At 71.3% G+C, this 23,041-nt stretch carries 17 protein-coding genes and 1 pseudogene; 6 read left to right on the plus strand and 12 right to left on the minus strand.

Annotation, left to right across the window (positions count from 1 at the left end; all coding sequences use genetic code 11):
* Positions 1-87: 87 nt before the first annotated feature.
* From EV375_RS13460 to EV375_RS13475, 4 genes and pseudogenes are all read left to right on the plus strand, one after another.
* Complete coding sequence (locus tag EV375_RS13460; protein WP_130299652.1) at positions 88-1,482, plus strand: class II fumarate hydratase; 1,395 nt, start codon at positions 88-90, stop codon at positions 1,480-1,482.
* A 98-nt stretch (positions 1,483-1,580) separates the two neighbouring features.
* Positions 1,581-2,336, plus strand: a pseudogene (fomD, locus tag EV375_RS13465) (cytidylyl-2-hydroxypropylphosphonate hydrolase); the annotation flags it as partial.
* Positions 2,337-2,964: 628 nt separating this feature from the next.
* The gene (locus tag EV375_RS13470; protein ID WP_130301824.1) at positions 2,965-3,594 is read left to right on the plus strand and encodes a class I SAM-dependent methyltransferase; all 630 of its coding nucleotides are present in this window, start codon (positions 2,965-2,967) and stop codon (positions 3,592-3,594) included.
* A gap of 257 nt (positions 3,595-3,851) precedes the next feature.
* Positions 3,852-6,071, plus strand: coding sequence for a SpoIIE family protein phosphatase (locus EV375_RS13475; RefSeq protein ID WP_486588461.1), 2,220 nt, complete (start codon positions 3,852-3,854; stop codon positions 6,069-6,071).
* A 106-nt stretch (positions 6,072-6,177) separates the two neighbouring features.
* On the opposite strand, the gene ahpD is transcribed toward EV375_RS13475, so the two are convergent.
* Positions 6,178-6,720, minus strand: a complete 543-nt coding sequence (gene ahpD / locus EV375_RS13480) for an alkylhydroperoxidase, AhpD family (protein WP_130299655.1) — start codon at positions 6,718-6,720, stop codon at positions 6,178-6,180.
* A 615-nt stretch (positions 6,721-7,335) separates the two neighbouring features.
* Here ahpD and EV375_RS13485 point away from each other — a divergent pair.
* Positions 7,336-7,563, plus strand: coding sequence for an ANTAR domain-containing protein (locus tag EV375_RS13485; RefSeq protein WP_165434729.1), 228 nt, complete (start codon positions 7,336-7,338; stop codon positions 7,561-7,563).
* Positions 7,564-7,650: 87 nt separating this feature from the next.
* Here EV375_RS13485 and EV375_RS29700 read toward each other — a convergent pair whose 3' ends face one another.
* The 8 genes from EV375_RS29700 to EV375_RS13525 all read right to left on the minus strand — a co-directional run bounded on the left by EV375_RS29700 (position 7,651) and on the right by EV375_RS13525 (position 15,897).
* Entirely contained in the window at positions 7,651-7,830 is a 180-nt protein-coding gene (locus EV375_RS29700) for a hypothetical protein (RefSeq protein ID WP_130301825.1), read from the minus strand.
* A 128-nt stretch (positions 7,831-7,958) separates the two neighbouring features.
* Positions 7,959-8,933 carry an SPFH domain-containing protein gene (locus EV375_RS13495; protein ID WP_130299657.1) on the minus strand — a complete coding sequence of 325 codons (975 nt, stop codon included), beginning with the start codon at positions 8,931-8,933 and terminating at the stop codon, positions 7,959-7,961.
* 173 nt (positions 8,934-9,106) lie between these two features.
* Entirely contained in the window at positions 9,107-11,350 is a 2,244-nt protein-coding gene (locus EV375_RS13500; RefSeq protein WP_486588462.1) for an ABC transporter permease, read from the minus strand.
* A 227-nt stretch (positions 11,351-11,577) separates the two neighbouring features.
* The gene (locus tag EV375_RS13505; protein WP_130299659.1) at positions 11,578-12,345 is read right to left on the minus strand and encodes an ABC transporter ATP-binding protein; all 768 of its coding nucleotides are present in this window, start codon (positions 12,343-12,345) and stop codon (positions 11,578-11,580) included.
* On the minus strand, positions 12,342-12,869 hold the full coding sequence (locus EV375_RS13510; protein WP_130299660.1) for a PadR family transcriptional regulator: 528 nt from the start codon (positions 12,867-12,869) through the stop codon (positions 12,342-12,344). Before EV375_RS13510 ends, EV375_RS13505 begins: the two co-directional genes overlap by 4 nt.
* Positions 12,870-13,071: 202 nt before the next feature.
* Positions 13,072-14,523: a catalase gene (locus EV375_RS13515; protein WP_130299661.1), complete on the minus strand. Its 1,452-nt coding sequence runs from the start codon at positions 14,521-14,523 to the stop codon at positions 13,072-13,074.
* A 205-nt stretch (positions 14,524-14,728) separates the two neighbouring features.
* Complete coding sequence (locus EV375_RS13520) at positions 14,729-15,028, minus strand: DUF397 domain-containing protein (RefSeq protein ID WP_130299662.1); 300 nt, start codon at positions 15,026-15,028, stop codon at positions 14,729-14,731.
* Positions 15,025-15,897: a Scr1 family TA system antitoxin-like transcriptional regulator gene (locus EV375_RS13525; protein WP_165434731.1), complete on the minus strand. Its 873-nt coding sequence runs from the start codon at positions 15,895-15,897 to the stop codon at positions 15,025-15,027. Before EV375_RS13525 ends, EV375_RS13520 begins: the two co-directional genes overlap by 4 nt.
* Before the next feature lie 166 nt (positions 15,898-16,063).
* Here EV375_RS13525 and EV375_RS13530 point away from each other — a divergent pair, with 166 nt between their 5' ends.
* Entirely contained in the window at positions 16,064-18,154 is a 2,091-nt protein-coding gene (locus EV375_RS13530; RefSeq protein WP_207228105.1) for an alpha/beta-hydrolase family protein, read from the plus strand.
* Positions 18,155-18,477: 323 nt separating this feature from the next.
* On the opposite strand, the gene EV375_RS13535 is transcribed toward EV375_RS13530, so the two are convergent.
* The 3 genes from EV375_RS13535 to phoH2 form a co-directional block, all read right to left on the minus strand.
* Complete coding sequence (locus EV375_RS13535; RefSeq protein ID WP_130299664.1) at positions 18,478-20,049, minus strand: AI-2E family transporter; 1,572 nt, start codon at positions 20,047-20,049, stop codon at positions 18,478-18,480.
* A 205-nt stretch (positions 20,050-20,254) separates the two neighbouring features.
* Positions 20,255-20,935 carry an aggregation-promoting factor C-terminal-like domain-containing protein gene (locus EV375_RS13540; protein WP_130299665.1) on the minus strand — a complete coding sequence of 227 codons (681 nt, stop codon included), beginning with the start codon at positions 20,933-20,935 and terminating at the stop codon, positions 20,255-20,257.
* Positions 20,936-21,413: 478 nt separating this feature from the next.
* Entirely contained in the window at positions 21,414-22,736 is a 1,323-nt protein-coding gene (phoH2, locus tag EV375_RS13545; RefSeq protein WP_130299666.1) for an RNA 5'-3' helicase PhoH2, read from the minus strand.
* Between the last annotated feature and the right edge of the window lie 305 nt (positions 22,737-23,041).

Consider the following 23,041-nt stretch of genomic DNA (forward strand, 5'->3'; position numbering starts at 1 on the left):
AACTGCGCACCGCGTCGCGGGGTACCCGGAGCGGCCGGGAATGTCCTTGCGCGGCGGGGACGCTGTGCCGTACGGAGGTGCACACGAATGAGCGACAGGCAGGGGTACCGGACCGAGCGCGACTCGATGGGCGAGGTCCGGGTGCCCGCGGACGCCAAGTGGCGGGCGCAGACGCAGCGTGCGGTGTGGAACTTCCCCATCAGCGGACAGCGTCTGGAGCGCGCCCACATCGAGGCCCTCGCACGCATCAAGGCGGCCGCCGCCCGGGTCAACGGCGAACTCGGCGTGCTGGAGCCCGAGTTGGCCGAGGCGGTACGCGCGGCGGCGGAGGAGGTCGTCGAGGGCCGCTGGAACGACGAGTTCCCCGTCGACGTCTTCCAGACGGGTTCCGGCACCTCGTCCAACATGAACATGAACGAGGTCGTCGCCACGCTCGCCTCGGAACGGCTCGGAGCGCCCGTACACCCCAACGACCACGTCAATGCGAGCCAGTCCTCGAACGACGTCTTCCCGTCCTCCATCCACATCGCCGCCACCGCCGCGGTCCTCCGCGATCTGATCCCGGCGCTGGAGACACTGGAGGCCTCGCTGACGCGCAAGGCCGAGGAGTTCGCAGCCGTCGTCAAGTCCGGCCGCACCCATTTGATGGACGCCACTCCCGTCACGCTGGGGCAGGAGTTCGCCGGCTACGCGGCCCAGATCCGCCACGGCGTCGAACGGCTGCGGGCGTCGCTGCCGCGGCTCGCCGAGCTTCCCCTGGGCGGAACGGCGGTGGGCACCGGCATCAACACCCCGCCCGGTTTCGCCGCGGCCGTCGTCGAACGCATCGCCGCGGACGGCGGGCTTCCGGTGACCGAGGCCCGCGATCACTTCGAGGCGCAGGGTGCCCGGGACGCCCTGGTGGAGACGTCGGGGCAGCTCCGCACGATCGGCGTGAGCCTCACCAAGATCTGCAACGATCTGCGCTGGATGGCCTCCGGCCCCCGCACGGGCCTCGCCGAGATCGCGCTTCCGGACCTCCAGCCCGGTTCATCGATCATGCCGGGCAAGGTGAACCCCGTGATTCCCGAGGCCGTGCTCATGGTCGCGGCGCAGGTCACGGGCAACGACGCGACCATCGCGGCGGCCGGAGCGTCCGGGAATTTCGAGCTGAACGTCATGCTGCCGGTGATGGGCAAGAACCTGCTGGAGTCGGTGCGGCTGCTCTCCAACGTCTCCCGCCTCCTCGCGGAACGCACCGTGGACGGCATCACGGCGGACGAGGAACGGGCACGGGAGTACGCGGAGTCCTCGCCGTCCGTCGTCACACCGCTCAACAAGCACATCGGGTACGAGAACGCCGCGGCGGTGGCCAAGAAGGCGCTCGCCGAGCGCAAGACGATCCGGCAGGCGGTGCTGGAGGCGGGACACGTCGAGCGGGGCGATCTGACCCTCGAAGAGCTGGACGAAGCGCTCGACGTCCTCCGCATGACCCGTCCCTGAGGGGGCCACAGGGTTTGCCGGGGTCGGGCGGCGGGGGCCGTGGCTCATTCGGGCCTCGGCTCACGGCGGCTGATGCCCCGTCAACCTAGGATCTGCGCATGACAGCGGAAACGGCGGGAGCATCCGGAACGGCAGGGGCGGCAGGAACGGCCGGCGCACGGGCCGCGCACGAGGCGGTCGACGCCGGCGCCGGCCGTGCCGGCCGGGAGACGCAGAGCGGCGGGTACTGGGCGCCCGGCACACGCATCCTTTGGCGCTACCGTGCCAACGGCACGGGGCACCCGCACATCTGCCGTCCCGTCACCGTCGTCCGCGACACCCCCGAGCTGCTCGCCGCATGGGTCGCGCCGGGCACCGTCTGCGTCAAACCGGAGATCGCCGACGGCACCCCCGTGCACCACGAGCCGCTGGCCACCCGCTACACCAAGCCGCGCAGGACCGTGCTCTCGCGCTGGTTCGGCACGGGCGTGCTGAAGCTGGCACGTCCGGACGAGCCATGGTCGGTGTGGCTGTTCTGGGAGCGGGACTGGCAGTTCAAGAACTGGTACGTGAACCTCGAGGAGCCGCATCGCCGCTGGGCGGGCGGAATCGACTCCGAGGACCACTTCCTGGACATCGCCGTCTATCCCGACCGCAGCTGGGAGTGGCGGGACGAGGACGAGTTCGCGGCGGCACGGCGCGCGGGCCTCGTCGACGACGGCCTCGCCGCGCGGGTGCGTGGCGCGGGGAACGCGGTGGTCGAGCAGATCGGCGCGTGGGCGGCGCCCTTCCGGGACGGCTGGGAGAACTGGCGCCCCGACCCGCAGTGGCCGGTACCGCTGCTCCCGCGGGACTGGGACGGACGGCCGCCGCCGGGAGGGCCAGGACCCGTCGGCCCGGGGTCGAACGGGACGGCGGCAGGGGCGAAAGCAGCAAAAACGAATGGGCCAGGAACGAACGGAGCACGACCGAACCACACCGGAGGGAACGGCACCGGAGGGAACGGCACCGGCTCCCTCGGAACCGGGGCGGACACACCCGCGCCGGAGCGGCGAAACGGGCGCCGGCACCCGTGAACGGGCGCCACCCCCGCCTCTGTGGCGTCCGGAATCCGGTGCACACACGGCGTCTTGGTCCCGGCAGCCGGACTCCCGGCCTCACGTGGACGGCGATCCGGCCCCCGGAACCCGGCGTCGGGCACTGCGGAGGACGTGTTGTTCCGTACTTGCACGGATGTGCCGGATCTGTCGGACGACACGCGCCCGCTTCGACCTCCCTTTCCCCCTTGCTGCGCCCCCATACTGCAAACGTAGGATCAACCTCCGTAGGCGCACTGCTGCAACAACTCCCCTCCCCCCTCGGGGATTTGGCGCGTCGCCAGAGAGGAGATCGAGCGTGAGCAGCACCGACGACGACTACGGGGACCTCCCCGGGCCGGAGACCGAGGGGGAACGACCCCCGAAGTCGGAGGCGCGTGCCTACAAGGACTTCGACTGGAACACGATGGACCGGCTGGGGCAGGCCGCCGCGTTCGACTCGATCGGTGACCGCTACGACGAAGCCTTCCCGCACAAGGAGGGCCAGATCGCCGCCGGAGCGTGGCTCGCCGAGCAACTGCCCGCCGGCTCCCACGTGCTGGATCTGGGCTGCGGCACGGGGCTTCCGACCGCGCGCCAGCTCGTTGAGGCAGGCCACCGGGTCACGGGCATCGATCTCTCCCAGGGCATGGTGACACTCGCTCAGAGGAACGTGCCCGACGGTGATTTCCGCCGTATGGACATCTACGAGGTCGAGAGGTACGACCTCGGGCCCTTCGACGGCGTCGCCGCTTTCTTCTCCCTCCTGATGCTGCCTCGGGCCGAAATTCCCTTCGCGCTGCGCATGCTGCACCAGCAGCTGCGGGAAGGCGCACCGATGGCCATGTCGATGGTGGAAGCGGATGTCGATGACTTCTCATTGCCGTTCCTGGGCAACACGATCCGGGTATCCGGCTATCTGCGGGACGAATTGCGCGAGGTCGTGCGCGATGCGGGTTTCGAGATCGCCGGGGAGGACGCCTATGCCTACGCTCCGGCCAGCACGGATGTGCCGCCCGAGCTCCAGATCTTCCTGCAGTGCCGACGGCGGCCGTAGGGGGCGGAGGCAGTGATCGCTGTGCGCGTGAGACGCGCGGCCCCGAATGGATGGAAACCGAACGCGTGACGGAGCACCAAGAGCCTGCGACCGGTACAGCAGTGCCGCCGCTCCCGCCCGTGGACACCCCCACGGCGGGAGGGCCCCCGCCTGCGCCCCTCACGTCCCGTCCCGGGGGGAGCCCCGGCGCCGGTGTGCCGTCCGGGACGTCCGCCCGCGCCGTTGGCGCGGGCACTGCGACGAGCCAGGCGCCCGCGATGCGGCCCGGTTCACATGACCCGCAGGAGGACTCCGCGGGCCTCGCGGGCACGGCGCGTCCGGCGGGCGCGTCCCGCCGCTCCCGCGGCGCAGCGCCCCCCGGGGCTGCATGCTCCGGGGGTGAGGAAGTGGAACAGGCGCGCCCCGGTTCGCGTCCGAGGCCCGGTTCGGGGCACACGTCACAGCAGGAAACCGCCGAAGCCTCACGGGGCTCCGGCGGGAGGGGCGGCGCAGGCCGAGCCGTCCCAGAACCGTCCCACGGCGGCCCGGGATCCGCTTCCAAGCGGTCCTCCCGGGGCCCGTCCCAATCCCCTACCGCGGAGAGCGGTGCCGTGTCTCATCCGACCACCGGCGACATGACCGCCGCCGACGTACCACCCGCCGCCCCGCAGGTCGCGGCCTCCGACACCACCGCACGTGACGTGACGGCCGGGAACGGCGACGCCGCCGAGCGGGAGCGGCGGGGAGGCGACCGGCTGCGCTTCGTCGGCGCCGCGACCCGCCGCATCGCACGCGGCATGGACCTCGACGAAACCGTGCTCGGACTGTGCCGTGCGAGCGTGCCCGCGTATTCCGACGCGATCCTCGTCTATCTGCGGGACCCGCTGCCCGTCGGCGACGAACGACCCACGGGCCCGGTGGTGTTGCGGCTGCGGCGCAGCGACCGCATCCCCGACGACCCGCACGCGATGGTGGCCGCCGTGTCGGCGGCCGACGGCAGGGCCCGGGCCGACGGCGAAGGCCCCACCGCCCCCGTCAGCACCGCGGGCCCCTCCCGCTCCGCCGTCACCGACGGGACGGCCGGCGCGGCCGAGTACGCCGAGGTGGTCTCCGGCGGTCCGCTGGCGGAGGTGCTGCGGGGCGTGCGTCCCGTCTTCGCCGACGCGCCCGCCGCCCGCGACGCGCTTCCCGAACTGCTCGGCTCCGGGCCCGATGTGCCCTCTGGGCAGCGCGCCATCCTCGCTCCGCTGCGTGGACGGCGAAGAGTCATCGGCGCCGCCGTCTTCCTGCGGGGCCCGGAGCGCGCCCCTTTCGAGCCGGACGATCTGCTGATCGCGGCGCAGCTCGCCACGCACACGGCGCTCGGTGTGGACAAGGCCGTGCTCTACGGGCGCGAGGCGTACATCGCCGACGAGCTCCAGCGCACCATGCTTCCCGACGAGCTGCCGCAGCCGACGGGCTGTCACCTGGCGAGCCGGTATCTGCCGGCGGCCGAGACGGCCCGGGTCGGCGGCGACTGGTACGACGCGATCCCGCTGCCCGGCAGCAGGGTCGCCCTCGTCGTGGGCGACGTGATGGGCCACTCCATGACGTCCGCGGCGATCATGGGTCAGCTCCGCACCACGGCTCAGACGCTCGCCGGGCTCGACCTTCCGCCGCAGGAGGTTCTGCACCACCTCGACGAGCAGGCGCAGCGCCTCGGCAGCGACCGCATGGCGACCTGCCTGTACGCGGTCTACGACCCGGTCGCGCACCGAATCATCATCGCCAACGCCGGGCATCCGCCGCCCGTACTGCTGCACCGGGACGGCCGCGCGGAGGTGCTGCGCATACCGGCGGGCGCCCCGATCGGCGTCGGCGGTGTCGACTTCGAAGCGGTGGAGCTGGACGCCCCGGCGGGCGCCACGCTGCTGCTCTACACCGACGGGCTGGTCGAGTCGCGCCAGCGAGACGTGTGGACGGGCATCGAGCACCTGCGCGAGAAGCTGACGGCCACGGCCAGGCTGACGCGTCCGGAGGCATCGGCCCCGCTGGAGCCGCTGTGCGACGAGGTGCTGGACATCCTCGGCCCGGGCGACCGCGACGACGACATCGCCCTGCTCGCCGCCCGGTTCGACGGGATCGCGCCGAGCGACGTCGCGTACTGGTTCCTCGACCCGCGTGCGCAGACGGCGGGGCAGGCGCGCAGGCTGGCGCGGCGAGCGCTGGCCCGGTGGGGCCTGGAGGACCTGTCCGACGCGGTCGAGCTGCTGGTCAGCGAGGTCGTCACCAATGCCGTGCGGTACGCCGAACGCCCCATCACGCTGCGGCTGCTGCGCACGGACACGCTCCGCTGCGAGGTCGGCGACGACGTACCGCAGCTGCCGCGGCTGAGGCAGGCACGGGCGACGGACGAGGGCGGCCGGGGGCTGTATCTCGTGAACCGCCTCGCGCGGCGGTGGGGCGCGACCCGGCTGTCGACGGGCAAGGTGGTCTGGTTCGAACTGCCGGTCTCCTGACCGCGGTTCGGCCCGGCCGGCCGGTGACCTGCTGCGGTCCGCCGCGGCTCCGCCGGGGCGGACCGCGGCGCCGGTTCCGCCCCGAGCGGCCGTCCCGTCCGGGGCGTCAGGCGTCGTGGGACCGGATCTGCGCCTCGGCCTCCAGCGTGGTGCCGACGGCCTGGACGACGGCCGCGACCCTGAATACCTCCTGGACCGTCTCGCGGTCCATGCCCGCCTTGCGCAGCGCCTGTTCGTGGGAGTCGAGGCACTGCCCGCACGCGTTCAGGGCGGAGACCGCCAGCGACCACAGCTCGAAGTCCGCCTTCTCCACTCCCGGGTTGCCCAGCACGTTCATCCGCAGTCCGGCTCGCAGCGTGGTGTACTCCGGGTCGGAGAGCAGATGCCGGGTGCGGTGGAAGACGTTGCTCATCACCATGGAAGCGGCGGCCGACTTGGCCGCCTCGTACGCCTCGGGACTCAGCTTCTCCCTGGCCTCCGGCTCCAGCGCCCGGAGCACGATTCCGGAGCGGGAAGCGAACGCGCAGGCCAGCAGGGTGCCCCAGAGCTGCTGCCGGTTCAGCCGCGAACTGCCCGTAACGGAGCCGAGGTTGGCCCCGAGATCGTTGGCGTATCCGGGGAGCGCCGACTTCAGGTCGTCGAGAGCCATGGCGCCGCTCACTCCCCTGCCGGCAGCTTGCCGGCGTCGCCGGGTGACTCCTGGGAGCGCGTCCCGCCGCAGGAGCACGCCGGACCGGGCTCGGGGAACCTGTCACCTGCGGTGAGCAAAGTGCACTCCTTGGGCAATAGGGAACGGGAAATGGCGGATTCGCCCGCTGTTTGCGGGCGTTGATCACCACTCAGCGTGCCACAGGGTCCAGCGATCGCGACGCTCGCGGACCGGAAGCTCGGACTGCGGGGCCGGCCCGGGCCCGCCCGCCGATCACGCAGCCGTCGACGACGCCGGGACGACACGGTGAAGGGCGATGAGGCGGGGCGTCGAGGTGAGGGGCCCGAGGTGAGTTGCGCCGAGCCGGACGGCCGCCGGACGAAGCAGTGGTGGACGAACTCCGACAAAGACCCGTAACCCAGTCCACCCATGAGTGGGATGGCGGCCCCGAAGTCAAGTCGGCGAGCCTCAGGGTGGCCATGGAGGCACACTCTGTGATTGTCTTCACGGCATCGGGTGCGCATTCCGGCCACCCGGTTCTCCTGTGCACAGAGTGGGGCAACTGTGGACTGTGCAGAACATGTTGGGGACGACATCGACCGAATGAGCCATGACATGGCCTGCCGAGAAGTGATCTGCCGAGCTCAGGGCGTCTTGATGGCGGCACACAACTGCAGGGCACAGGTGGCCGCGGGCATCCTGAGCGGGGTCGCCAGAAGCTCCGGCACCGAACTGCATACAGTGGCCGAAAATGTCCTGGTGGTTGCCGAGCGGAACTCCCAGTCCCCGCCCGAGGCGCTGCGGGCCGCGATCACCTGTGCACTGCGCAAGGTCCTTCAGTAGGGGCCGGCGACAGCGGCCGGCGCTGCCCGCACTGTTTCGTGCGGGTGACTGCGCCCCGCCCTCCGTGAGCCGCACTGCGGGCCCGGGTCACTCCTCGCGCGGCGGACGGCCCCTGCGCGGGTGGGGCCGGACGTTGCGGGGCAGCCGCCGCGCCTCGGAGAGCGCCTTGCGCAGCAGGTAGTCGATCTGCGCGTTGGTGGAACGCAGTTCGTCGGCGGCCCAGCGCGCGATCGCCTCGTACATCGCCGGGTCGAGCCTCAACAGCACCTGCTTGCGCTGGCGTTGAGCTCTGCCAGTGCTCTCGCGGGAAGCGTCCGCGGGCCCGCCGTCCGTGCCGTCCGGGGACGGCACGGACTCCGCGGGTGGCGCGGACCCGTCGCGTTCAGGGGGGTCGGTCACTGGTAGAGGGTCCCCGTGTTCATCACCGGCTGCGGCGAGCGGTCACCGCAGAGCACGACGAGCAGATTGCTGACCATCGAGGCCCGGCGCTCCCCGTCCAGCTCGACGAAGTCCTGAGCCGCGATGCGGGTCATGGCGTCCTCGACCATGCCGCATGCACCCTCGACGATCGTCTTGCGGGCCGCGACCACCGCGCCAGCCTGCTGCCGCTGGAGCATGGCCGAGGCGATCTCCGGTGCGTAAGCGAGATGCGTGAAGCGGGACTCGATGATCCGCACTCCCGCCGCCTCCACCCGCAGGGTCAGTTCCGCGGCGAGCTTCTCCGTGATCTCCTCGGCGTTGCCGCGCAGTGAGAGGCCGTCCTCTTCGTGCGCGTCGTAGGGGTACTCGATGGCGATGTGCCGGACGGCCGCCTCGGTCTGGGTGGAGACGAACTCGACGAAGTCGTCCACCGCGAAGGTCGCCTGAGCGGTGTCCTTGACCTGCCACACGACGACCGACGCGAGCTCGATCGGGTTCCCGTAGGCGTCGTTGACCTTCAGGACGGCGGTCTCGTGGTTCCGCACGCGCGTGGAGACCTTGCGGCGGCTGGTGAGCGGATTGACCCAACGCAGCCCCTCCGTGCGGATCGTTCCCGTGTAGCGCCCGAAGAGCTGGACGACGCGAGCCTCGCCCGGCGCCACCATGTTCAGGCCGCACATCGCGAACACCGAGCCGATGAGCACCAGTACGCCGACGACGATCAGCGTCGCGCCCGTCCCCACCGTGCCGTCCGAGGCGAGGCCGCCGCCGAGCACTATGCCTCCGACGCCCAGGAGGAAGCCGATCAGGCCGAGGAGGAGGGCGAGGCCCCCGGGGATGCTGTGCGCGGTGACTTCGCGGACCTCGGGATCGGGCATGTCGGGAACGTCCTGCGGTTCCACGTCGGGCGTCTTCTTCGGTGTGCCGGGTGTCGGGTCGTGCGCTGACATAGGGGTTCCCCCGTATCCGTGTCGGGCGAGCGGCGGCGGGGTGCCGTCCTCACTGTCTAGCAAAGTGATATCACTTTAGCGCGAAAACACGGTTCCGGCCAGCATGGGGGCCTGGCCGGAACCGTGCGCCGGGGGCGGAGGCCCAGATCAACTCCCGAGGCCTCCCGGCGGATTCACTCCGTACGCAGGCCGTCCGGACGCATCATCCGCCACAGGAACGGCAGGCTGACCAGCGTCACAAGGGCAATCAGCGCGACACCGGCGCCTGCCGAAGGCAGGAAGACGAGCCAGTCCGCGTCCGTCCGACCGACGATGCGCAGCAGCACCCACCCGAGGCCCAGCCCGAAGACCACCGCAAGGCCGACGCCCAGCACGACCGGCACCGCCGTCTGCCACAGCACCGAGGCGCCGAGCGTGGAGCGCTTGGTGCCGAAGGCGACCAGGACCGACAACTGCCGCTTGCGCTCGCGCAGTTGCTCCAGCATGGAGACGGTCATGCTGGCGCCGATCAGCAGCAGCACCGCAACTGACGCCGCCATGATGGCCCGCCCGAGGGTGTCGAGCTGTTCGGCCGCCTCCTGGTCGGCCGACTCCCAGATGGTGTAGGAGGGGTCGACCTCGAAGACCGTGGTGCGCAGCCGCTCCAGGGCCGCACCGTTCCGCTCCGTCATGACCCAGCCGTTGAACGTCGGCCTCTCCAGCCGCTTCTGGGGAAGCACCGAGGGCGTGATCAGGACGGCCCCTTCCGCATGACCTTGAGGCGAGGGCAGCGCCCGCACCGTGCGGGCGGAGCCGGGGACCCGCCAGATGTTCCTCTCCTTCGCACCCTCGGGCGAGGCGCCGTCCAGAATCACCTCGGTGCCCCTGCCGACACGGTCGCCGGTCTTCGCCGGCGCCGGCGCCATGCCGGTGTCCTGGCCCGCCGTGGGGGGCACGAGGAAGACGTCACCGTCGCGGCAGTCGCCGATGCGGGCCGCCCCGCGCAGCGTCCCGCAGGTTCCGATCACGATCTCCACACCGTTCTCCAGGTCCCTGGCCTCCTGCCACGTCTGAAGGTGGCCGTGGGCCTTCGTCACGCCCTCGGTGCGCGTCAGCTTCCCGGCGAGGGCCTCGGAGTGGGCGAGCGTGGAGCTCGGGCCCCAGATGCTCAGCCGGGACTCGTTCCGCTGAAGATGCTCGTTGTGCTCCTGGTCCCGCTGCACGACGGAGAAGAGCAGCTGCAGCGCGATCGCCCCCGCCACCGCGACGGTGATGCCGCTGACCGCCCTGGAGGCATTGCCGCTGCTGAGCTGGAGACGGCGGGTGGCCAGCTGCCACGCGAGCGGCCCGCCGCGCAACCGTCCCACGATGCGCTCCACGAGCCACGGCAGCAGAAGCACCACTCCGCTGAGGAGCAGCACGACGCCGGCGGTGACCTGCACCTCACTGAAGCTGCCGCCACCGCCGCCCGCCAGGTCCACCGGAAGCAGCAGCGCCGTACCGCCCACCGGCGGAAGCAGCCGCCACCACAGGCGCCGCCTGCGCAACTGGCTCTTGCGCACCAGGCCCAGCGGCTCGATGGCGACGCCGCGCAGCGCGAAGATGGTCACGGCGACCGCCGTCGACGGGACGCCGGCGGCGATCAGCAGCCCGAGAGCAGGACCGGGCGTGACGTCCTCGGGGAAGACGCTGATGTCGAACAACTGGACGTCGCCGATGAAGACCCGCCCGAGCAGGAAGAACCAGCCGCCGAGCAGCAGCCCGACCAGCGCACCGACCAGCGTCTCCCCCGCCGCCATCCTGCGCGCGGCAGCGATGTCCGCGCCCACCAGCCTCAGGGCCGCGAGTCTGGCGTCGCGCTGCTCTCCGCCGAAGCGCACCGCGGTGGCGATGAAGATGGCGACCGGCATTATCAGCACCGCGCACGCCACCACCACGAGGAGGACCAGCACCGGATCCATCGGCTCCTCGTCCGCCGGACTGCCGAACCGGGTGACCCTCTTGGCTCCCTGGGAGACCGACAGGTCGTCCGCGCCCTTGTAGAAGGCGAGTTCGGACGGGCCCAGCAGGCCTTCGTCACCGATGGTGGCGGTGATCTTTCCGTCCAGCCTCTTGCGCAGCTCCGCGGCGCCGGGAGAGGCGAGGAGCTTCTTCAGCGCCGGCGAGACCACCAGTTCGCCGGGTGCCGGTATGCGGTCCAGCCCGGGGGGAGTGGCCGGGCTGGACCCCTCGGCCTGGAGCAGCCGCCCGTACAACTGGCGGCCGTCCCAGCGGTTGTTGGCGTCCTTGCCGAGGACCGAGTACTCGCTGCGCTCCACGTCGGCGGGGGCCAGGTTGAACGCGCCCGAGCGGGCTTCCTCACGGGTGTCCTGGCTCCGGACCATCTCCGGCACCGCCGCCGCGAGCAGCAGCACGGCGACACCCAGGGCGACTCCCACCGCCGTCAGCAGCGTACGCAGCCACCCCTGCCGCCCGCCGCTCGTCGCGAAGCGGGCACCCAGAGCGAGATCGCGAGCCCATTCCCGGGGACCGGCGGCACCGCTGCCACGCCTTCGCGCAGCGGTGCCGGTTCCTCCTGTCCGCCGGGCCGCTCCGGCTGGTCGTGCCGGTCCGGCCTCCCCGGGATGCTCGTCCGCGCTCTGTTCCTCACGCGTACCCGCGCCACTCACAGTGCCCCCGCCATGCTGCGGGCGCGGCCGTCCCTCACGACGACCTCGCGGTCCGAGTAGGCGGCGACGCGCGACTCGTGGGTGACGAGCACGACCGCCGCCCTGGTCTCGCGGGCGGCCTCGGTCAGCAGCTGCATCACGCGCTCGCCGTTGAGCGAGTCGAGCGCGCCCGTCGGCTCGTCCGCGAAGAGCACACGTGGGCCTGACGCGAGCGCACGGGCGACGGCGACGCGCTGGCCCTGGCCTCCGGAGACCTCGCCGGGGCGCTTGCGCCGTACGTCCTCGACCTCCAGGCGCTCCAGCCACGCCCCGGCGCGCGACTCGGCCTCCTTGCGCCCGAACCCGGCGAGACGCAGCGGCAGCGAGGCGTTCTCCAGGCACGTCAACTCGGGCACGAGCTGCCCGAACTGGAAGACGAAGCCGAAGTCTGAGCGGCGCAGGGCGCTGCGCTCCGCGTCGCTCATCGCGGACAGCTCCTGCCCGCGGTACGTCACCGTGCCGGCGTCCGGGGGGACGATGCCGGCAAGGCAGTGCAGCAGCGTCGACTTGCCGGACCCCGAGGGGCCCATGACGGCCACGATCTCACCGGGCCGGATGGCGAAGCCGGCGCCGTCGAGGGCGGTGGTCGAGCCGTAGGTCTTGTGCAGCCCGCTCGCGCTGAGCAGGAAATCCGTTGCGGTGCCCGCGTCCTGGGTGCCGGGGCCGGCCGCAGATGCCGCGGCTCCCTCGTGGCCCGGCGACGCGGTGGATGTCGTTGACGTCATTGGCGTACCTCCGTGGCGAGCTTGTCGAGCCTCGCGGCCGTCAGCTCCAGCCACCGCAGGTCGGCCTCGAGGTGGAAGAGCGCGTGGTCGCAGATGAGCTGGTCCGCCAGATCCCCACCCTGTTTGCGTCTGGTGAGCTCCCGCATCAGGCGCAGATGCTCCGCGCGCTGGGTGTCGAGCTGCTCGCCGGCGTCCCGCCCGGTGAGAAGGGCGAGCACGACCTTGGTGTAGAGGGTGCTCTGCAAGTACGGCTCCGGCTTCTCGGGGCGCGAGAGCCATTCGTCGACGTCGGTGATGCCCGCGTCGGTGATGGCGTACCGCTTCCGTTCGGGACCGCCGCCCGGTTCGATCCCGTCGACCTCGACGAGGCCGTTCTTCAGCAGGCGCGACATCGTCGAGTAGACCTGGCCGTAGTGCAGGGGGCGGTCGTGCCCGAAGCGTTCGTCGAAGGCCCGCTTGAGGTCGTAGCCGTGGCGGGGGCCGGACTCCTCGAGGAGCCCGAGCAGCGTGTGGCTGATGGACATGCGAGGACTATACTTCACGGGTATACATCCCGTGTATAGATTCCACAAAGAGGGCCCTGACCTGCGAACAACCCGTCAAGTCAGGGCCTTCGCCTGGGAGTTGCGGGGCCGGACACCCCGGCCCCGCAACAGCCCTCCCGGGCTCCGGCGGGCCCGGGCGGACGCCGTCGCACTCCGCCCCGCCCGGCCGGACTCGCCGGGATCAGCCTTCGCCGACGCTCGCGGCGATGCGGTCGCCGAGCTCCTTGTCGATGTTCCGCCAGTACTGCAGTGCGCGTGCGAGCACCGGCCCGCTGACATCGTCGAGCAGATGCCCGGAGACGTTGTTCACCAGCCGCTCCCGGGCCGCGTCGTCCAGGACCTTCCGCACCTGCGTGCCGGCCTGGCCCCAGTCGTCGTCGTCGCGGCGCAGCGCGTACGCCCCTCGGACCATCTCCTGCTCCTCCACGCTCCAGCCCGCCTCGTGGCCGAAGCGCGCGGTGTCCGCGCTGGGCCCGCCGTAGGAGTTGGGCGCGTACGGACGGGCGGTCCGCGGCGGCTCGTACCGCATCGGGCCGTCCTTGGCATAGGAGTTGACCGGCGAGTGCGCCCGGTTGGGCGGCAGCTGCGCGTAGTTGGGGCCGATCCGGTAGCGGTGCGTGTCGGGGTAGGAGAAGAGCCTGCCCAGCAGCATCTTGTCCGGTGAGGGGCCGATGCCGGGCACGAGGTTCGCCGGCTCGAAGGCCGCCTGCTCGATGTGGACGAAGAAGTCGTCGGGATTCCTGTCGAGCCTCATCCGCCCGACCTCGATGAGCGGGTAGTCGCCGTGCGGCCACACCTTCGTCAGGTCGAACGGATTGAACCGGTAGTCAGGGGCGTCCGCGAAGGGCATCACCTGCACGTACATCGTCCAGGTCGGCGCGTCGCCCTCGGCGATGGCCCGGAACAGGTCGCGGCGGTGCACGTCGGCGTCGTCCCCGGCGAGGCGGTCCGCCTCCTCCTGGGTGAGGAATTCGATGCCCTGGTCGGTCTTGAAGTGGTACTTCACCCAGAACTTCTCACCGCCGGCGTTGACCCACATGTAGGTGTGCGAGCTGTAGCCGTTCATGTGCCGGTACGTGCGGGGGATGCCGCGGTCGCCCATCAGCCACGTCACCTGGTGCGCCGACTCGGGCGAGAGCGTCCAGAAGTCCCACTGCATGTCGTGGTCGCGCAGGCCGCTGTCCTGGCGGCGCTTCTGGCTGCGGATGAAGTCCTGGAACTTGCTGGGGTCGCGCACGAAGAAGACGGGGGTGTTGTTCCCGACCATGTCGTAATTGCCATGCTTCGTGTAGAACTTGAGCGCGAAGCCACGGGGGTCCCGCCAGGTGTCCGGACTTCCCTGCTCGCCCGCGACCGTGGAGAAGCGTGCCAGCATCTCGGTGCTCCGCCCGGGCTGGAAGAGGTCCGCCTTGGTGAACTGGCTCACGTCGTTGGTGACTTCGAAGACCCCGTACGCCCCGGCGCCCTTGGCGTGAACCACCCGTTCGGGAACCCGTTCGCGGTTGAACTGGGCCATCTTCTCGATCAGATAGTGATCCTGGAGCAGGATCGGGCCGTCCCGGCCGACGGTGAGCGAGTGTTCGTCGCTCTCGACCGGGATGCCGGTGTTGTTGGTGGTCATGGGGTCCGGCATGGGGTTCCTCCCGTGAACGGGTTGCTGCTCGGGCGCCGACTCCTCGCGCTCGTGCACTGCGGACCGCGAGAACTTGGACACAGTCCAACCCTGTACCCCGTCAAAGAAAACGAAACCACCAGGCACCCTTGTGCCGGGCATCACTCCGCTCCCCGCAGTCCTGCCCGCTTCCCCGGTCCGCTCCGAGAGCCTCACAGGGCCGGCCTCACCCCTTGAGCGCGCGGACGAAGGCCGCCCAGGCCGCGGTCTCGAAGAACAGCACTGTTCCGCAAGGGCACTTGCTGTCCCGGACGGGAACGACGCCGCCACCGCCGGCACCGTGAGCGACCTCGACGCAGTTGCCGCCCTCCGCGTTGCTGTAACTGGAGGTCTGCCAGCGCGCGCGACCAGCGCCGCCGCCCGCAGCGTGCACGGAAGGGCCTGCCTTCGCCCGGGGGGCCGTGAGCGCGCTGCGGCCCCCCGCGGCGGTGTCCGCGGCGGTGTCCGCGGCGGCCCGTGCGGTCATGGTGCGTCTCCTTCCAGGCCTCCGGCTCCCTCCGCTCCCCCGGCTCCCTCCGTGCCGTCCATCAGCCGCCGGACGAAGGCCTCGGAACGGTCCGGCGGAAGCGCCGAGTCGCGCAGCACGTCGCAGGAGAGGCGGAGCCTGTCCACGTCATCGCCTTCCTCGACCAGCTCCCCCGACCAGGCACCCTCGGTGTAGGCCACCGTGCAGCCGTCCGGCATCCACAGCACCGTCAGCGAGCTGCCGAGCAGATGCTGCAGACCGGACGCGAACGGCAGCACCTGAAGCCTGACCCGCGGCAGCCGCGAGATCTCGAGCAGACGCTCCAACTGCCGCCTCCAGGCCGCCGGATCGCTCAGCCCGCGCCGCAGCACGGCCTCGTCCAGAACGGCCACGAAGCGCGGCGCGCTGTCACCGACGAGCAGACCCTGACGGCCGACGCGGGCGGCGGCCTGCTCCTCCAGCTCCTGCTGGTTGCCCAGCCGCGCCGTTCGGAGCTGTTCGCGTGCGTACTCCTCGGTCTGGAACAGCCCGGGCACCGTGGCCGCCGCATATTCGTGGCGTGCGACGGCCCGTCGCTCCAGCTCCATGAAGCGCCTGAACCGCTCGCGGAACACGGTGTCCCGGGCCAGCTCCCACAGCTCGACGAGGTGCCCGCCGGTGCCGTACACCTCGTCCAGGGCGGCGAACACGGCGGGCGTACCGAGCCGTTCGCCGTTCTCCAGCTGCCGCAGATACGCGGCTTCGCAGGCCGTGCCCGCCGCCAGCTCCTCCAACGACCTTCCCGAGCGCTTCCGCAGGCGTGCCGCCTCCGCCGCCAGTACGAGCCGGGCCGACGGCCTGCGCCCGTGGCCGGACTTCCGTGCGGGCATCGCGATTCCCCCTGATTGCACTGCGGGACGGGCTTCCACATCAGCCCTACCGAGCGGGGGTGGGCGCGAACAACCCGTTTTCGGGACGGATATGCACTCAACCCGTGCGCCGCCCACTGCGTCAGCCGTAACGGTGACCAGGTTCCGGTATGGGGTGGGGGCGGACATGGGGTACAGGACGGAGGAGAGACCTCCGGCCGACCGGCCCGCCGCGGGCACGGCCGGCGGCACCGGGACGGGCCGGGGCAGCGGCCGGGGCAGGGACAGGAGCTCCGGGGAGGCGCCGGGCACCGCCCCGCGCACAGGGCCCGGGCAGGTCGACGGCGGGAGACCGCCGCAGCCGGGGCATCTGCCGGGACCTCGTCGCCCGGAACATCACCCGGGTGAACATCACCCGGAACAGGCCCCGGAACGCCGGCACCGGGGCGGGCCGCGGCCCACCGGCCCGCCCCCGCCCCGGAACCGCCGGGCGCCGCGCCGGCTGGGGCGGCTGGGGCGGGTCCCCGCCGTCTCCGGGGCCCTCGCCGTGGCCCGCCGCCCGTACCGTCCGCACACCGACCCGGCCCGCGTCGTGCGGCGCTGGCCGGACCTGAGCGGTACATGCCTGGCCACCGTCTTCTTCTGGCTCTCCCTGACACCGTCCCTGGTGCCGCGCCCTTGGCTGCTCCAGGGCGTCATCGGCGGGATCACCGCCGCGATCGGCTACGGCATCGGCACGCTGCTCGGCCGGCCGGCACGGGTCGCGCTGCTGCCCGTCTGCCGGCGGTACCTCCCGCGTCTCGTGAGCGAGCGGGCACGGGCCCGCGCATGGCAGGCGTACTACGTCTCCGCCCTCGGGCTCACCGTCCTCGCCCTCTCCGAAAGCGCCCGCATGCAGCGGAAGTTGAGGGCACTCCAGGACCTGCCCGAGACGCTGACGTGGCACTCCATGATGATCACCGTGATGGCCATGGTGCTGTGCGGCCTGCTGCTGCTCCTGGCCCGCGCGGTCCGGCTGGGCACCCGGACGCTGATACGGGCCCTGTGCCGCTTCGTGCCGCGTCCGGTCGCCGTCGTCGCCGGACTGCTGATCAGCGCGACGGCGGTGGTCGTGGGCACACGGGACGTCGTCTTCGACCGCGGAGTCGTGGACGTGGTGGCGGAGGTGGCGGAGAGCACCGACCGCGGCACCAAGGACGGCGTCGTCCAGTCCGGTTCCCGCTTCGCCTCGGGAAGCCCGCACTCCCTGGTCTCCTGGGACGAACTGGGCTACCAGGGCCGCAACTTCACCGGTTCCACGCCCACGGCCCGCCGGATCAGCGAGGTCACTCACCGCCCCGCCAAGGCCCCGGTACGGGTGTACGTGGGCAGGCGCGCCTTCGAGGGCGGCGGCCCGGGGGAGGCCGAAGCCTACGAGGCGGGCGCCGAGTTGGCCGTCGCCGAGCTGGAGCGCACGGGCGGGTTCGACCGTGAGGTACTGGCGATCGCGGGCACGACCGGCATGGGCTGGGTCAACTCGACCGACGCCGAGCCGCTGGAGTATCTGCACGGCGGCGACACGGCCATCGTCGCGATGCAGTACTCCTACCTGCCGAGTTGGCTGTCCTTCGTCGTCGACAAGGAGCAGGCCGGACGGGCCACGCGGGCGCTGGTGAAGGCCGTGCGGGCGCGCTGGCTGGAGGAGCCGGCAGCCGGCCGTCCCCGGCTTGTCGTCTTCGGCGAGAGCCTGGGCGCGTACGGCATCGAGGCGGCTTTCGACGGCCCCGGCGATCTGCTCTCGAAGGTGGACGGCGCCGTACTGGCAGGCACACCCGGGTACTCACCGATCCGCAAGGAGATCACCGCCCACCGCGACGCCGGCAGCCCCGTGTGGCGGCCGCAGTACGAGGGAGGCAGGAACTTCCGCTTCGCGCAGTGGCCTGCGAAGGACCTGACCCGCCCGCGTGGCCCGTGGCAGAAGCCGCGGGTGGTCCATCTCCAGAACGCCTCCGACCCGATCGTGTGGTGGTCCTGGGACCTGGCGATAGAGCGGCCGCGGTGGCTACGCGAACCCCTGGGTCCGGACATCACGGACGAGGTCCGCTGGTTCCCCTTCGTCACCTTCTGGCAGACGACGGTCGACCTGGCCGTCTCGTACGACGTCGACGCCCCGCACGGACACCGCTACGGCACCGGCTCGGTCGAGGCGTGGACCGCCGTCGCACCGCCCGACGGCTGGGACGCCGCGGACCACCACCGGCTGAAGCGGTACATGGAGCGGCGGAAGGCGCCGTACTGAACCGGCCCGGCACGGAGGGAGATCCCGGCAGAGCGGCGGGCGGGAGACCGGCGGCGCGGAGGGAGAAGCCGGGCCGGGCGACACGGAGGGACAAGCCAGGGCCGGGCGGCGCCGAGGGACAAGCCAGGGCCGGGCGGCGCCGAGAGAGAGAAGCCGGGGCCGGGCGGCACGTCCGCCGCATCCGTACCGAAGCGGAGGGCCCGCACGGAACCTCCCGCCGCACCCCGACGGCCGCCCGCACGGCGGCGGTTCAGCGATACGCGGGAGGCCCGGCGCCGCCACCGCGGGTGCCCGGCGCTGCGTCCGCGGTCCCGGGCACCGGCCTACTTCTGCGGCCGGTCGGGACCGTCCGGCTCCCCGTTGCCCGGGCCGGACTCCGGTGGCGGCGGCCCGTCCGCGGACTCCGTGGGAGGTGCGCCCGGCTCCGTCGCGGCACCCGTACCGCGCCCTGCCCTGCCGGCCTTGCCCTTGCCCTTTTCGGTCCTGCCGGTGCCCGGCTTTTCCGTTCCGGCGACGTCGCCGCCTTCTGCACCGCCGCCGCCGTCGCCCGGCCCGGCACCGCCCGGCCCGCCACCGGCCGCGACGCCCGGCCCCGGCGGTCCGCCCGCGGCTGGAAGCGGCGTGCCCGCGGCCTGAGCCTCGGAGTACGCCCGCAGATAGCTGGTCGCCGTGTTGAGCACCGCGACGAGAGGCACGGCGACGACCGCCCCGGGAATCCCCGCGATGAGGCTGCCGCCGGTGACCGCGAGCACCACCGCCAGCGGATGCACCCGCACCAGCCGGCCAAGGATGAAGGGCTGAAGGACGTGACTCTCGATCTGCTGCACGAGGAGCACCACACCGAGTACGAGCAGACCCGTGAGGGGTCCGTTGGTGACGAACGCGACCAGTACCGCCAATGCCCCCGAGACGACGGCACCGACGATCGGCACGAACGCGAAGATGAAGATCAGGACGGCGAGCGGCACCGCAAGCGGCACCTCGAGGATGTAGATGCCGACACCGATGAAGATCGCGTCGATGAGAGCGACGATCACGGTCCCGCGTACGTATCCGGTCAGCGTGACCCAAGCCTGCGGACCGGCGCCCGCGACGCCCTCACGTGCTCCGCGCGGCACCAGCTTGAGGAACCACCCCCAGATGCCGCGCCCGTCGTAGAGCAGGAAGAGAGTGATGAACATCGTCAGCACCGCGCCGGAGAGGAACTCCAGCAGGACGGTGACGCCGGTGAGCCCGGCGGAGGTAACCTCCTGGCTGTTGTCCCCCAGCCACTGGCTCAGGTTCTCGGCGACGTTGTTCACCTGGTCCTCGGACACGTGGAACGGGCCCTGGATCGCCCAGCGCTTCCCCTCCTCGATGGCGTCCTGCACCCGCTCGGTGAGGGTGGGCAGGTTCTCCGTGACCTGCCAGACCACGAACCAGCCGATGAGGCCCATCACGACGAAGCCGGTGATGAAGGTGATCGCGGTGGCGAACCCGCGCGCGACGCCGTGACGCTTGAGCCGGGCGACCGTCGGCTGGAGCAGCGCGGTCACGAGCAGCCCGGCGGAGAACGAGAGCACGAGCAGGCTGATCGAGCTGATCACCTGTATCAGCACCCACACGACACCCGCGAGAACCAGCAGCCGCCACCCCGCCTCGGCCGCGACGCGCATGCCCCAGGGCACCGCCGTTGCAGGCGCGGGCCTGCTGCCCCCCGTGCCCGCCGGACGTTCCGGGGGTGTGGCGGGCGGTCCCGCCGGCGCCGGTGCAGAGGGAATCTCCGGCCTCGGGTCCGGCCCGCCCCCGGGGCTGGTTCGCGCCCGTTCCTTCGCCAGCTGCTCCTCGCGCCGTTCGGCGATGCGTGACGCCATGCGCGCCACGCTGTCCCGGAGCCTGTCCACCCTGCTCGTCATCCGCTTCCTCCGCCCCCGGGCAATGACCCGCTGCCGTTGAGTGACGACGTTACCGGCGTGAAGGTTGCTTCCGGGACGGGAGCCCGATGATGTTCACCACCCGGTCACGGCAAGCGCTCACCCCCGTCCCGGGCCCGGGACGGGGGTGAGCGGCGAAGCTTGTGAAGTTGTACGGCTCAGCGCCGGGCCGCAACGGCCGTTCCGGTCAGTACCAGTTGTTGGCCTGCCAGAAGTCCCAGGCACCGCAGGGGCTGCCGTACCGGTCGTTCATGTAGTTCAGGCCCCACTTTATCTGGGTGGCGGGGTTGGTTTGCCAGTCGGCTCCGGCCGAGGCCATCTTCGAGCCCGGCAGCGCCTGGACCAACCCGTAGGCGCCCGAAGAGGCGTTGCTGGCACGGTAGTTCCAGCCGGACTCGCGCTCGACGATGTTCGAGAAGCACTGGAAGTCGCCGCTGCCGACGATCTTCTGGGCCATCGACTTGACTTCGCCGATCGAGTAAGAGGCCTGAGCGGGGAAGTCGCCTGCGTCGGCGCGGGCGGCCGAACGGCTCGCGGCGGCCTTCGCCTCGCGCTCCTTGGCCGCCTTCTCCGCTGCCGCCTTCTTGGCTGCTGCGTCCTCGGCTGCCTGCTTGCGCGCTGCTTCCTCGGCGGCCTTCCTCGCCTCCGCGTGCGCGGTGTCCGCCTGCTGCGTCAGGGAAGCGGTCTGTACCCGGGCCTGCTGACCCGCCGGTATGTCTTCGAGGAGCGTCGAGTCAGCGGCGGTGGCCTCGACATCGTTCGTCGTCTGACCCTGCTGACTTCCGGAGGCCACACCGACGACAGCGCCGACGGTGGTGACCGCGGTGGCGGACGCCACTGCGAATCCCCGGACGGAGATCCGAGTCACACGGTTTCCTTCCAACGTGCCCGCTCGAGTGACCTCGCGGGCGCCGATCGTGCCCCTGGCACTGACCTCCGCAGAACGTGGTCACCGGAGATACGGGCCCGTGGACCCTCCTTGGGCGGGGAGGGCCGCGTGGTTCTTCGGGCGGCATACGGCGTGACTGCTTTTCAGTTCTGTACCGCTCTGTGGTGCAGCACCATCGCTGGTGCCGGTGTGCCGTATGCGGGGCCTGACAGGAACCACACCCTGCCGGACGCGAGTGGGCTGAGGCAATTCCACGTTGAGTGGGATAGGTCACACCTGGTTTGCCTGTCACATTGCCCGGAAAGACTCGCGCGCGGCCACCCCGGAGGCTAGTCTGCCTCGGCTTCATCGTCCCCCGAACGAGGGAATGATGAAGGACAGGCCCCTGAACAGCGCTGACGCCGACCGCCCTTGAGGACGGCCGGCGCACGGCACCCGTCAAACCGGGGAACTCCCCTCAGATGTGGGCCTCTTCGAGCATCTCGGTCACAAGCGCAGCGATCGGGGACCTTTCGGACCTGCTGAGCGTGATGTGCGAGAAGAGCGGGTGACCCTTCAACTTCTCCACCACGGCGACGACTCCGTCGTACCTGCCGACGCGCAGATTGTCCCGCTGTGCGACGTCATGGGTGAGAACGACCCGCGAACCGGCGCCGATCCGCGAGAGGACGGTCAGGAGCACGTTCCGCTCCAGCGACTGCGCCTCGTCGACGATCACGAACGCGTCGTGCAGCGACCGGCCTCGGATGTGCGTCAGCGGCAGCACCTCCAGCATGCCCCGCTCCACGACCTCCTCGATCACCTCCCGGCTGGTGACCGCCGAGAGCGTGTCGAAGACGGCCTGCGCCCACGGGTTCATCTTCTCGGCCTCGGTGCCCGGCAGATAGCCGAGGTCCTGGCCACCGACCGCGTACAGCGGACGGAAGACCATCACCTTCCGGTGCTGGCGGCGCTCCAGCACCGCCTCCAGCCCGGCGCAGAGCGCGAGCGCACTCTTGCCCGTACCGGCGCGGCCTCCCATCGAGATGATGCCGACCTCGGGGTCCAGCAGCATGTCCAGAGCGATGCGCTGCTCGGCGCTGCGGCCCTTGATGCCGAACGCCTCGCGGTCACCCCGCACAAGCTTGATCCGGCCCTGCGGCGTGACCCGCCCCAGCGCCTTCCCCTTCTCCGAGTGGAGCACCAGGCCCGTGTGGACGGGGAGTTCGGCGGCCTCCGCCACGAAAACGCTCTCGGCGGCGAAGAGTTCGTCGATCTCCTCCCCCGGCAGTGTCAGCTCGGACATGCCGGTCCAGCCGGACTCCGTGATCGCCAGCTCCGCGCGGTACTCCTCCGCGTGGAGTCCGACGGACGAGGCCTTGATGCGCAGCGGCAGATCCTTGGAGACGACGGTGACGTCGAACCCCTCTGCCTGGAGGTTCCTCGCCACGGCGAGGATCCGGGAGTCGTTGTCCCCCAGCCGGAAACCGGCGGGCAGGACCCCCGGGTCCGAATGGTTCAGTTCGACGCGGAGCGAGCCGCCCACGTCGCCGATCGGAATGGGGGCGTCCAGGCGGCCGTACTTGACGCGGTATTCATCCAGCCTCCTCAGCGCCTGCCGGGCGAAGTAGCCGAGCTCCGGGTGATGCCGCTTTGCCTCCAACTCGGTCACGACGACGACGGGCAGCACGATTTCGTGCTCCTCGAAACGGTCCATCGCCATCGGGTCTGCGAGCAGCACGCTGGTGTCGATGACATACGTGCGCCGGTCGGCTTCGTTGCGCTTCTTGCTTGTCACCACGGGTGGACGAACCCCCTCGGAAGAGGTCGGGGTGCGACGGCGTCGCAAGGGAAGAGACCGGTCCGGACCCGCGCGGAGCGGGCCGTGCACCGGCCCTCCGCGACATCCCAGTCGCCGCAGAAGTCCTGCGGCGGTCCGTGGTCTGCAATCGGGCCTCCCGGCGGCGGGGGCCTGTGGAGGGCACCCAGCCATGAGGGGATATTCCCCTGGGTGAGCGCAAGCATGCAATGGCACAGGCGGAGCGCCCCGCCAGGGTGATCCCGGGGACCCGTACCGGGGACACCGGCCCTGCTCACCGGCGAAAA

This window comes from Streptomyces sp. CNZ301, from assembly GCF_004217425.1.